This is a genomic window from Frankia sp. R82 (assembly GCF_023716925.1).
Lineage (GTDB): Bacteria > Actinomycetota > Actinomycetes > Frankiales > Frankiaceae > Frankia.
In genome coordinates, this window is record NZ_JAMQQG010000351.1 from 1 (window position 1) to 10,542 (window position 10,542).

Here is a 10,542-nt window from a genome sequence, read left to right on the forward strand (position 1 = left end):
GCGCACCCGCGGCGCCGGTGCCGCGGCAGCTGCCACCGGCCTGGCCATCGCCGCCGACTCCGGCTCGGACGTGCCCGTCGGCGCCGACCTGGACGCGGGCACCGACGGTGGGCTGCTGCTCGACGCCAGCACGCCGGCCGTCACCACCCGTGTCTCCGCGGGCGCCGTGGGCACCGATGAGCTGGTCAGCACCGACGGCTCGGACGGCACGCAGCTCGTGTCGAGCCTGGCCGGCGAGTCCGGTTCGGCCGGCGACCCGACCCGGCGCCGTCGCCGCCGCCGCAGCAACCACAGCCGCGTAGCCGGCTCCCTGCTCGGCGAGTCCGCCGACACCGTCGACGACACCACCCCGCGCGCCGAGTCCGCCTGACCCGGGGCACTCGCCGCGCACCACACACCCTGCGGAGCTCCATCCCGGAGCTCCCCGCACCACCAGCACCCGAGCCTGCCTCGTCGCGAGCGGCCGTGCCCCACGCCGCTCCCGCCGCCGGCTTCGCCTTCGGTCTGCCGCCTGCGCCCGGTCGGGGTACTCAGCCCCCGGCGCGCAGATGCAGGCCCAGGCGGACCCAGCTCACCCGGTGACAGTTCGGGCAGCGCACCAGCGAGAAGTGCCCCGCCCGAACCACCGGCAGATGCACACTGGGCGTCAGGACCCGGAGCGACTGCAGGGCGCCCAGCAGCCGGGTCCCGCCGCAGCGTGAACATTCGACCCTCAGGCCCGCGCTGCGCGCCGCCGTCGGTCGTCCCCCGCTGTACAGCACACGCTTGCCGTGCGCGTCGCGCCCCACCGACGGACCCGACGGCACCTCCGGCTGCTCCGACTCCCCAGGCGCCCGGTACTCCCGTCGTCGCAACCGATCGAAGCCGGCTGCAGCCCCCGCCTGCGTGCCCCCGTCCGCACCCGCCCACGGCACGGGTCCGCCCAGATCTGTGCTCATCAGCCGCAGCCCGGTACGCCGATGGGCACTACCACGGCGGCAGCGGCGGTCGCCGCCACCGAGGCCCGCTCCTTCGCGCGACCGGTCGACAACGGCGAGCGGCGGGCGGGAATCTCGTCGCCCGCGGCCAGACCGAGGATCGCCCGGGCATGCCGGCGATACGCGTCGGCGCCCTTGGACCGGCCGGCCGTCGCGAGAATCGACCGTCCCGTCCCCGGCGCCTCGGCGAACCGCACCGACCGTGCGATCGGCGGAGCGAGCACGTCGACGTGGTAGCGCGCCACCACATCCGCGAGCACCGCCCGGCTGTGCGCCGTCCGTGCGTCGAACAGGGTCGGCAGCACCCCGCGCACCCGCAACCGCGGATTCGTCAGCCGCCGCACGTCCTGCACCGTGTCCAGCAGTTGCCCGACGCCACGATGTGACAACGTCTCGCACTGCAACGGCACGATCACCTCGTCCGCCGCGGTCAGCCCGTTGATCGTCAACACGCCCAGGGACGGCGGGCAGTCGATCAGGATGACGTCGTAGGAGTCGAGCAGCTCCGCGAGGGCGAGCCGCAGTGCATGCTCGCGTCCGGTGCGCGACAGCAGCACCGCCTCACTGCCCGCAAGCTCGATCGTCGCCGGCAACAGATCGGTCCCGTCCGCAGTGGTGGTGACGACGATGCCCGCGGACAGTCGTCCCAGCAGCACGTCGTGCACGGACAGCTCGAGAATGTCGGGATCGAGCCCAAGCGAGAACGTCAGACAGGCCTGCGGGTCGAGATCGACCAGCAGGACACGGCGGCCGAGCTCGGTCAGTGCGGCACCAAGACTGGCCACCGAAGTGGTCTTGGCTACGCCGCCTTTCTGGTTCGCCACCGCAAGTACATGGGCCACGCCGATCAGTGTGTACGGGTAACCGGGTGGTCACAACATCTAGCCGCCGTGAGTCCTCGGCGGACCGTACCGCTCCAAACCGCACCACCGGCCCGAACGCGCCGTTACGCCAGCCTTCTCTCCCGATGACTCGTGCCCACAAAAACGCACAAACCTCCGCCACCAACGAGTAGGCCGTCCGCTGCAGACGAGCGCCACGTCGGGGGTTACCCGGCGATGCCACGCACCGGCGCCCACGCAGTGGTGCCACCCGGGAGGGCGGCGGTGGCCCTGCGGCGCAGTCGCCGATACGGGCCGCCGCTAGAGTGCGCGGACGTGACAGGACTTCCGCGGGTCGCCGTCCTCGGCCTCGACGCCGCCACCACCGCTGCCGCCGTGGCGCTCGTCGACGGCGGCCTGGAGATCACCGTCTTCGCGTCCGCGCCGATCCCCTCGGCGGACGTCGCCACGCTGACCGCCTACGGCTGCGCCGACCGGCTCGTGGCGGTCCGAGCCACGACCCTGCGTCTGACCGCCGCCGCCGCGACCGCACCGCCCTATGTCATCGACGGCACGGTCATCGACGGCACGGTCATCGACGGCACGGTCATCGACGGCACGCCCGCCGACCAGAACCCGCCGGCCGACAGCGCGCAGCCGTTGGGGACGTTCGACGCGGTGGTACTGAACGCGCACACCGAGGGGCTCCTGCCGGCCACGTCCATCGCGGCGGAGTCGACCCGCTTCGGCGGCGTGTTCGACCCGCAGGTCGCCTGGGTGTTCCACGTCGGCGGCCCGGTGGAGCTCGCGACCGCACAGGGGCGATGGATCGGCGAGTACCTGCGCGGTCGCTACGCCCTGCCCGACGACCCGCAGTCGGGTGCCGGGGCGCTCCCGGTGGTCCGGGGACGGCCGTGGCGCAAGGGCATCCGCTCGGCCCTTGCCGAGGTCGACCGGGAGCTGCAGGCGGGCCACGCCCGCGCTGCCACGGCCGGTTACCCGCTCCCCACCCCGGCAGACTGGCTGCTCACCACTGCTGCCGCTCCCGCTACGTCAGGCGGGTGAGGCGGTCCGCGGCTGCCTGCAGGGTTTCGTGTCGCTTGGGGTAACCGAAGCGGATGATGTGCCGGCCGTCGGCGGGGTTGGCGAAAAACGACGAGCCGGGCACCGCGGCGACGCCGATCTCGGTGATGAGGCGGCGGACGAGGGCGACGTCATCGCCGGCCGGATCGATGCCGCGGGTGTCGCACATCACATAGTAGGCGCCGTCCGGTGGTCGGAAGGTGAAGCCGGTCGCGGTCAGTGACGCGCCCAGCAGGTCACGGCGAGCCCGGTACTGCTCGGCGAGACCGGTGTAGTACTCGGCGGGCAACCGCATGGCGGCCACCCCGCCGGCCTGCAGCGGGGCGGCGGCGCCGACGGTGAGGAAGTCGTGCACCTTGCGGATCGCCGAGGTGTAGGCGGGTGGGGCGATCGTCCAGCCGACCCGCCAGCCGGTGACGGCATACGTCTTGGACAGCGCGTTGATGGTGACGGTGCGGTCCTCCAGTCCCGGGACGGTCGCCGGGGGGATGTGGCCGCCGGGGCCGAGGTACTGGATGTGCTCGTAGATCTCGTCGGTGAACACGAGCACGTCGTGGCGCTGGCAGAGTTCGGCGACGAGCTCGAGCTCCGCGCGGCGCAGCACCTTGCCGGTCGGGTTGTGCGGGGTGTTGAGGATGATGGCGCGGGTGCGGTCGCTGAAGGCGGCGCGCAGCTCGGCCGGGTCGATCGACCAGTCGGGGGCGTGCAGGGTGACCAGTTTCGGCACCGCGCCGGACAGGATCGTGTCGGGGCCGTAGTTTTCGTAGAACGGCTCGAACATGATGACCTCGTCGCCCGGGTCGACCAGCGCCAGCATCGTGGCGATCATCGCCTCGGTGGAGCCGCAGGTCACGCAGACCTCCCGTTCCGGGTCGACCGTCCACCCCGGATAGGTGCGGGCGACCTTCGCCGCGATCTCGGCGCGGAACTCCGCGGCACCCCAGGTGATCGCGTACTGGTTGACGTCCGCGTCGATGGCGGCCTTCGCCGCGTCCTTGAGCTCCTGTGGGCAGGAGAAGTCGGGGAATCCCTGCGCCAGGTTCACCGCGCCGTGGACAAGGGCAAGCCGGGTCATCTCCCGGATGACGGACTCGGTGAAGGTCGTCGCCTTCGCGGAGATCCGCGGCTGGTTCGCGGGCGCCGGCGGCGGCGCGGATACGGTGGTCTGCTCGGCCATCGGCCCATCGTGGCATCCCACCCGCCCACCGGACGGCCGCATGCTCCGTACCCCACCGAGTGTTCCGCGGAACCGCCGGCCACTCTGCCCGTCTGCCCTGCCAGCCTGGCCAGCCGGGACCGCCGTGGGTGTTCCGCGGAACCGCCTTCACCCGCCGACGGCCTGGTCAGACGTCCGTCGCGTCCCACCCACCGGCGCCCACGCCACCGGCACCGACCTCACCCCCGGAATCCACCTCGCCGAGGGCGTCCCAGGGCTGACGGTCGGGGGCGGCGGCCTGACCCTCGGGGCACAGCGCACGGAAGTCACACCACGAGCACAACCCGCTGGTGCGAGGCGGGAAGGCGCGTTCGGCATCGCCACCGGACCGCAGCGCCTCCGTCGCCGCGACCGCGTCGGCGGCCACCGACTCGGCCCGGCGCACATGCCGGGCGATCGACTCCTCGGTGTGCTCCGCGACGGCGACCCGCCCGCTCGGAACGTGATGCAGCTCCACCCGCCGGCAGGGTCGGCGCAGCATCCGCCCGGCGGCCATGGCGTAGAGCGCGAGCGCCGGAGAGCTGCGCGCATCGGCCTCCGTGGACGGCCGGCGGCCCGTCTTGTAGTCGACGATGACAAGCTCGCCGTCACGGTCGTCGAGCCGGTCGACCCGCCCGGAGAACGCCAGCCCCTCGGTGCGGGCGGCGACCGAACGCTCCACCCCCCGCGGCTCGGCCGCCGGATCGAGCCCCGTGACGTAGGCGGCGGCCATCTCGGCCGCCCGCTCCCGCCAGGCCACCGACTGCTCGCCGTCACGGAACCCGTCGGCGACCCACAGCAGCCGGACCAGCTGCGCCGCCCGCACCGGCGTGCGCTCGACGACCGGCTCCTCCCACCACCGGCGCAGCGCGTTGTGCAGGCTCACCCCGAACGAGGTGTGCGCCCAGGCCGGCCCCCGTGGCGGCCGGGGTCTGTCCAGGTAGATCATCCGGTACCGGCGAGGGCAGTCCTCGAACGCGGCCAGCCGCGACGGCGTACAGGCGAACAGCCTGCGGGGCATGCCGGCGAGCTCCATCTGTGCCATCACCGGATCATCCCACCCCCCGCCGACAGTTCGATCCGCGTCCGGGGCGGCGAGCCGCGCAGGAGCCCACAGTCACGGCGGTGGCGGACCGGATGGCCTCGACCGCGGCCTCCCGGGCGCGTGCGTCCGTTTCCTACGATCAACCCCGTTCGGATCCGCCGAAACAGCTCGACACGTTCGCGGCGCACAAGGCGAAACCGCCAGTGCCTGTGGATTGAGGACGCAAGGGCGGTCAGCCGGTTCCCGCAGGTCGGGGTGCGTTGTTGATGACCATGTCGATGAAGTCCAGCGCTTCGGTCCGTCGGGTGAGGGGGGTGCGGTAGAGGGACCGGCGATGATCGGCACGCCGGACGCGCAGGCATTCGTCGATGATGCGATGCCACTGTGGATCGAAAGCAGTCCGTGCGTGTTCTCCTGCCGCCCTCTTGGAGATGATCTCACCGGTGACGAGCGTGTGGTGGAGCCGGCTGACACCGAGCACGCCCCAGGCCAGCCCCCGCGAGGTGAGGCAGGTCAGGCCGGCGGGTGTGGGTAGACGGGAGCTGCGCCGCCACCACTGCCGCCAGTAGCCGTCGAGGTTGCCGCGCGTCCAGCGAGCGAGGTCCCGCGGATTGGCCGCGATCTCGATCTCGGCAGGTCCGGGGCCGCGGACTGCCATGCCGTGGCGGGCCAGGCTGTGCCAGGTGACCGGATGGCGCTGGTGGTCGCAGCGCGGATGACAGTGCCGGCCGTGGGCGTGGGGTCCTGGCGATGCCTGTGCCGGATCCCGAGTGAGGTCGAGCCACGTGGTGTAGATCCCGTCGAGAAGCGGGCGGCGGGACAGCCGGGCGTGCAGGCGGGTCAACGCCGCTACCTGCTGGTCTGTCGGGGTCGTGGTGGTGACAGCGACGAAGTCGACGTCACTGGCCCCCGGACGGAAATCGTCCAGGGCCGCGGACCCGATCACGTAGAGGCCATCCACCAGATCGGGATCCACGGCATCGACCGCCAGCAGGTAGGCGTCCACGGCATCACGTACCGCAGCAGGAAGCGTCATGACCCGCGATTGTCCGCCCGTGCTGACGTGCCCTCCGGGCGGGACTCACGCGGCTGGTGCTCTCCAGTGTTCTCCGGCCACCATCCAATGTCGCCCTGCCCCGCGAGGCTGGTCTCGGCGGCCAACCTCGCCGCTGTCACGGGCCGTCGCCGCGGCCGAGGACCTGGTGGGGCCGATGGGTCCTTCTACAGGGACGAAACAGACAAAATTGCGCTTTGCACCCTGCAGAAGGACCACGTTGATCGACACGCCCGGGATTGTCTCGGCTTGCAGGGCCATGTTGGTCACGATGCGTCACGTTGGCGGCTGGCGGCTGGCGGCTGGCGGCTGGCCCGGATGGTGTGCTCGCGGCCCCTCCGGCACCCGAGCACAGCCGGAGACGCTCATCGACAGCGCATTGGGGCGTTTCTCGTGGAGCAGTGGTCTGCCACGGTTGGAGACGACGCGTGGTCGGTGGTCACGATGACATTCGGGCTGAGCGACCACCGTTCGCCGGACGCCCCCGGGCGTGGGCGCGACACAGACGCACCGCGCACAGCCGGTGATGGGCTGATGGCATCTTGTGCATGGTGGGGCTGGTCGGAGATCCGCAAAAGCGGCCTGACGGCCTGACGCCCTGACGGCCTAATGGCCAGGAGCGGATCCGAGCGCGGGTGCGGTGCCGGCCGGAACCAGCCGCGCGCCTGTTACAGGCCCACCTGCAGGGACGGCACCCGCCACCGGGACGACCGAGGTGGACACGGAAACCGGCGCACCGATCGAGACCGGGGTGGGCCGGGCCGGCAGCAGCAGGCAGGCCAGCGCCGCGGCGACCTCGACGACGGCGATGAAGACCCAGACCCGCTGGTAGTGAGCGAGGTCGGGGACGCCGGACGGGCTCGCCATCAGCGCCACCGTCGCGCCGACGCCGAGGACGGTGCCGAGCTGGCGGGCCATCGCGAACACGGCGCTGCCGGTGGCCCGGCGAGTGGCGGGCAGTGCGGCGGACAGCGCCGCGGCCAGGGTCGGGATGACCAGGCCGATGCCGGCGCCGCAGGTGATCTCGAACGGCAGGACCTCCCGGGGGAAGTCGGGGGTGGTGCCGATGCCGATCCGGTAGGCCAGCAGGGATGCGGCGATCGTGAGGCAGCCGATCGCGCCGAGCGTCCGGTAGCCGAACCGGGTGGCCAGCCGGGCGGCGCCGAACATCGCCACGATCGCCGAGATGATGCCCGCGGGCGCGAACTCGAGCCCGGCGACGAGGACGTCCTGGCGCCACAGATCGGTCAGCAACAGCACGTTGCCGAGCAGCAGCGCGCCGAACCCGGTGAACAGCAGCACGGTGGCGCCGGCGGCGGCGCTGAACTGCCGGTCGCGGAACAGGTCGAGTTCCAGCACGGGCGCCCGGTGCCGGGTGCACTGCCACAGGAACGCCGCGACCAGGACCAGCCCGCCGGCCAGAGCACCGAGCGTGCGCGCGCCCGCCCAACCCCAGCTTTCGCCCTCGACGAGGCCCAGCGTCACCAGGGCGATTCCAGCGGTGAGCAGTGCGGTCCCGAACAGGTCCGGCCGCACCACCGCGCCCGTCCCGGCCGGTGCTGCCGCCCGGCCCGTCCCGACCGGCGACGCGGTGCTCGTCCCGGCAGCGGCCGCGGCGGGGACCTCGGCGCGGGACTCGGTCAGCACCCGGCGGGCGATCAGCAGGGTGACGATCACGATCGGTACGTTGATCAGGAAGATCCAGCGCCAGCTCGCCCGGGTGAGCAGCGCGCCGACGGGGGTGCCGAACGCGGCGGCGACCGAGCCGGTGGCCGCCCAGGTGGCGACGGCCGCGGCGCGGCGGTGCGCCGGGAACTCGCCGAGCAGCAGACCGAGCGACGTCGGCAGCAGCGCGGCCGCGCCGACCCCCTGCAGAACCCGGGCCGCGATCAGCCAGTCCAGCGAGGGCGCGGCGGCACACAGCGCGGAGGCCGCGGCGAACAGGACCATCCCGGCGACGAACCAACGTAGCCGGCCGTAGGCGTCGGCGAAGCGTCCGAACGGGATGGGCAGCGCGGCCAGCACGATCGTGTAGCCGTTGAGCACCCAGGACAGGGTGGCGGGATCCGTGTGGAACTCCCGAGCCAGATCACCGAACGCGACGTTGACGACGAACAGGTCGAGGCTGGCGACGAATGTCGCCGCCGAGGTGACGAGCAGGACCCAGCGCAGGCGGGCATCCGCATGCATGAGCGACCTCACGTGGACGGTGGATGGTAGCGGGACGGACCACCTGACGCGGCGGAAGCCGGCCGATCATGCGACTCCATGGTTTCGTGACGCTACCGAGAAGGTTTCCTGACGCTACCAGCAGTCGGTACCGTGAAGCTACCTGCATTCGGTCCCGTGACGCTACCGCTTAAGAGTCTCGTGACGCTACCCACAGTTGGTACGGTGACGCTACAATCGATGGCATGCTGCCGCGGACCTACGAGCAGGAGATCTGTTCGGTCGCCGCGACCCTGGAGGTCCTGGGCGACCGTTGGACGCTGTTGATCGCACGCGATGCGTGCCTGGGCGTGACCCGGTTCGCCGACTTCCAGGCTCGGCTCGGCATCGCCCGCACGGTGCTGAGCGACCGGCTGACCCGACTCACCGAAGCGGGCATCTTCGAGCGCCGCCGCTACAGTGAGCAGCCCGAACGCTTCGAATACGTGCTCACCGAGCGCGGCCGGGACATCTGGCCGATCCTCAACTCTCTGATGACCTGGGGCGACCGGCACCTCAAGGGCGGCCAGGCTCCCTACGTCATCCACCACCGCCGCTGCGGTGGCCACATCGACGACCGCCGCCGCTGCGAGACCTGCGGCCAGGAAGTCGACGTCACCGACGTCGTGCGCCTGCCCGGACCCGGGGGCCGTCCCGCCGAGCTCGGACCGGACGCCGAGTCTCGACAGATCACCGAGTCCGAACAGATCGGATAGTCGGGACAAATGTGGACGACGGCGGCGTCGGGCCGCTGTATCTGGACGGATCCGCGTGCGGCTGGCATGCTCTTCAGCCATGGGGTGTGGTCGCGTCACGGGTCACAGCGCTGCCTGTCACAGTGCTGCCTGTCACAGCACTGCCTGCCACAGCGCTGTGTGCCACAGCACGCTGTCACCTGCCTTTTATGGGGATCGGCTCCGGTCCCCGCTCAGCCGCTGACGACTTCGCGCGGCACCAGCCCAGGCCCGGTCAGTCCCGGGTCGGTCCAGCCTGGGCGCCGGACCTCCTAACGAAAGGTCCCCTCGTGGAGAACACTGCGGAGAACCTCGTGCACCGTCCGGATGCCGCGATCCCCGCGCCGAGCACGCCCGGTGATGCCTCCCACATCCAGGCCACCGGCGCTCACACCACCGGCGGCGCGCCGACGATCAGCACCATCGCCGAGGGTCGTGGGCTCATCGACGACATCGACGCCCAGCTCCGTGCGCTGCTGGCCAACCGCCGCGAGCTTTCCAGTCAGATCCAGACGCTGCGCCAAGGCGAGGGCGGCCCCCGCATCGAGCACGCCCGGGAGAACCGGATCATCGCCTCCTGGGCGGACGAACTCGGCCCCCGCGGCGTCGAGATCGCCTTGGCGGTCCTCACCCTCTGCCGCGGCGCCGCCAGCCAGTAGGGCTCTGCCAGTCGGCGACCTTTTTCACCCCGTCACGATCTGTCACCGGCCAGGGCATCCCCGGGCGGGGTGTGATCGCCGGGCGGCCCGGGGCGGCCCGGGGCGGGTGTGTCCCGGCGCCGTCGCCGGTCACCGCGGTTGCCACGGTCCCCGTCACGTTTGCGGTTACGGGGGCGGTCGGTGGTGTCCAGTTCGGCGAGCAGGCCACGCAGCTCGGACCGCAGGAAGTCGCGGGTGGCCAGCTCGCCGATGGTGATGCGCATCGCCGCGATCTCGCGGGCCAGGTACTCGGTGTCCTCGCGGGTGCGCACCGTCTGCTCGCGGTCCTGGGCGAGGTTGGCCCGGTCCCGGTCGTCCTGGCGGTTCTGCGCGAGCAGGATCAGCGGGGCCGCGTACGCCGCCTGCAAAGACAGCGCCAGCGTCAGGAAGATGAACGGAAACGAGTCGAACCGGATGTTCGTCGGCGCGACGATGTTGTAGGCGATCCACAGCACGATGACGATGCTCTGCACCACCAGGAACCGTGCCGTGCCGATGAACCGGGCGATCCGCTCGGCGATCCGGCCGAACGCGTCCGGCTCGTAGGACGACGGCCGCACCCGGGCCCGCCGCGACGCCCGCGGCTGGTCCAGGCGCGGGCCACGCCGCCGGCGGATCACGACTGTTCCTCCCGAGACCCGGGCGCCCCCGCCCCCCGGGCCGGGGCGGGCGCCGGCTGTTTTAAAAATAAGAACCTTCCCACCAATCAATGCCATTGTAGATATAC

At 71.8% G+C, this 10,542-nt stretch carries 10 protein-coding genes and 1 pseudogene; 4 read left to right on the forward strand and 7 right to left on the reverse strand.

Features of this window, described 5'->3' with window-relative positions:
* Positions 1–370: pseudogene (locus ND747_RS28290) on the forward strand (ATP-dependent helicase); the annotation flags it as partial.
* Between the two features lie 160 nt (positions 371–530).
* On the opposite strand, the gene ND747_RS28295 reads toward ND747_RS28290, so the two are convergent.
* Together ND747_RS28295 and ND747_RS28300 are read right to left on the reverse strand one after the other, a co-directional pair.
* On the reverse strand, positions 531–938 hold the full coding sequence (locus ND747_RS28295; protein ID WP_251737309.1) for a hypothetical protein: 408 nt from the start codon (positions 936–938) through the stop codon (positions 531–533).
* A complete protein-coding gene (locus ND747_RS28300) occupies positions 938–1,819 on the reverse strand; it encodes a ParA family protein (protein ID WP_251737310.1) in 882 nt (293 codons plus the stop codon). The genes ND747_RS28295 and ND747_RS28300 overlap by 1 nt, the downstream gene beginning before the upstream one ends.
* Positions 1,820–2,134: 315 nt before the next feature.
* On the opposite strand from ND747_RS28300, the gene ND747_RS28305 reads away from it, so the two are divergent.
* Positions 2,135–2,863, forward strand: coding sequence for a hypothetical protein (locus ND747_RS28305; RefSeq protein ID WP_251737311.1), 729 nt, complete (start codon positions 2,135–2,137; stop codon positions 2,861–2,863).
* Here ND747_RS28305 and ND747_RS28310 read toward each other — a convergent pair.
* The 4 genes from ND747_RS28310 to ND747_RS28325 all read right to left on the reverse strand — a co-directional run bounded on the left by ND747_RS28310 (position 2,847) and on the right by ND747_RS28325 (position 8,365).
* Positions 2,847–4,058 (reverse strand): pyridoxal phosphate-dependent aminotransferase, encoded by a 1,212-nt coding sequence (locus ND747_RS28310; RefSeq protein ID WP_251737312.1) that lies wholly within the window; start codon positions 4,056–4,058, stop codon positions 2,847–2,849. The two genes, ND747_RS28305 and ND747_RS28310, sit on opposite strands and share 17 nt — an antisense overlap.
* A gap of 166 nt (positions 4,059–4,224) precedes the next feature.
* The gene (locus ND747_RS28315) at positions 4,225–5,121 is read right to left on the reverse strand and encodes a PD-(D/E)XK nuclease family protein (protein WP_251737313.1); all 897 of its coding nucleotides are present in this window, start codon (positions 5,119–5,121) and stop codon (positions 4,225–4,227) included.
* A gap of 232 nt (positions 5,122–5,353) precedes the next feature.
* A complete protein-coding gene (locus ND747_RS28320; RefSeq protein ID WP_251737314.1) occupies positions 5,354–6,157 on the reverse strand; it encodes an aminoglycoside adenylyltransferase domain-containing protein in 804 nt (267 codons plus the stop codon).
* Positions 6,158–6,781: 624 nt separating this feature from the next.
* Positions 6,782–8,365, reverse strand: a complete 1,584-nt coding sequence (locus tag ND747_RS28325) for an MFS transporter (protein WP_251737315.1) — start codon at positions 8,363–8,365, stop codon at positions 6,782–6,784.
* 224 nt (positions 8,366–8,589) lie between these two features.
* Between ND747_RS28325 and ND747_RS28330 the strand changes: the two genes are divergently transcribed.
* Together ND747_RS28330 and ND747_RS28335 are read left to right on the forward strand one after the other, a co-directional pair.
* Entirely contained in the window at positions 8,590–9,099 is a 510-nt protein-coding gene (locus tag ND747_RS28330; protein WP_251737316.1) for a helix-turn-helix domain-containing protein, read from the forward strand.
* A gap of 389 nt (positions 9,100–9,488) precedes the next feature.
* A complete protein-coding gene (locus ND747_RS28335) occupies positions 9,489–9,776 on the forward strand; it encodes a chorismate mutase (protein ID WP_251737317.1) in 288 nt (95 codons plus the stop codon).
* A gap of 32 nt (positions 9,777–9,808) precedes the next feature.
* On the opposite strand, the gene ND747_RS28340 is transcribed toward ND747_RS28335, so the two are convergent.
* A complete protein-coding gene (locus tag ND747_RS28340) occupies positions 9,809–10,531 on the reverse strand; it encodes a DUF1003 domain-containing protein (protein ID WP_251737318.1) in 723 nt (240 codons plus the stop codon).
* Positions 10,532–10,542: the final 11 nt, after the last annotated feature.

What these genes read in the sequence shown, in the direction of transcription:
- ND747_RS28295 (WP_251737309.1), bottom strand. Translation starts at nt 938, where the DNA reads ATGAGCACAGATCTGGGCGGACCCGTGCCGTGGGCGGGTGCGGACGGG.
- ND747_RS28310 (WP_251737312.1), bottom strand. Translation starts at nt 4,058, where the DNA reads ATGGCCGAGCAGACCACCGTATCCGCGCCGCCGCCGGCGCCCGCGAAC.
- ND747_RS28315 (WP_251737313.1), bottom strand. Translation starts at nt 5,121, where the DNA reads ATGGCACAGATGGAGCTCGCCGGCATGCCCCGCAGGCTGTTCGCCTGT.
- ND747_RS28320 (WP_251737314.1), bottom strand. Translation starts at nt 6,157, where the DNA reads ATGACGCTTCCTGCTGCGGTACGTGATGCCGTGGACGCCTACCTGCTG.
- ND747_RS28325 (WP_251737315.1), bottom strand. Translation starts at nt 8,365, where the DNA reads ATGCATGCGGATGCCCGCCTGCGCTGGGTCCTGCTCGTCACCTCGGCG.
- ND747_RS28330 (WP_251737316.1), top strand. Translation starts at nt 8,590, where the DNA reads ATGCTGCCGCGGACCTACGAGCAGGAGATCTGTTCGGTCGCCGCGACC.
- ND747_RS28340 (WP_251737318.1), bottom strand. Translation starts at nt 10,531, where the DNA reads ATGGCATTGATTGGTGGGAAGGTTCTTATTTTTAAAACAGCCGGCGCC.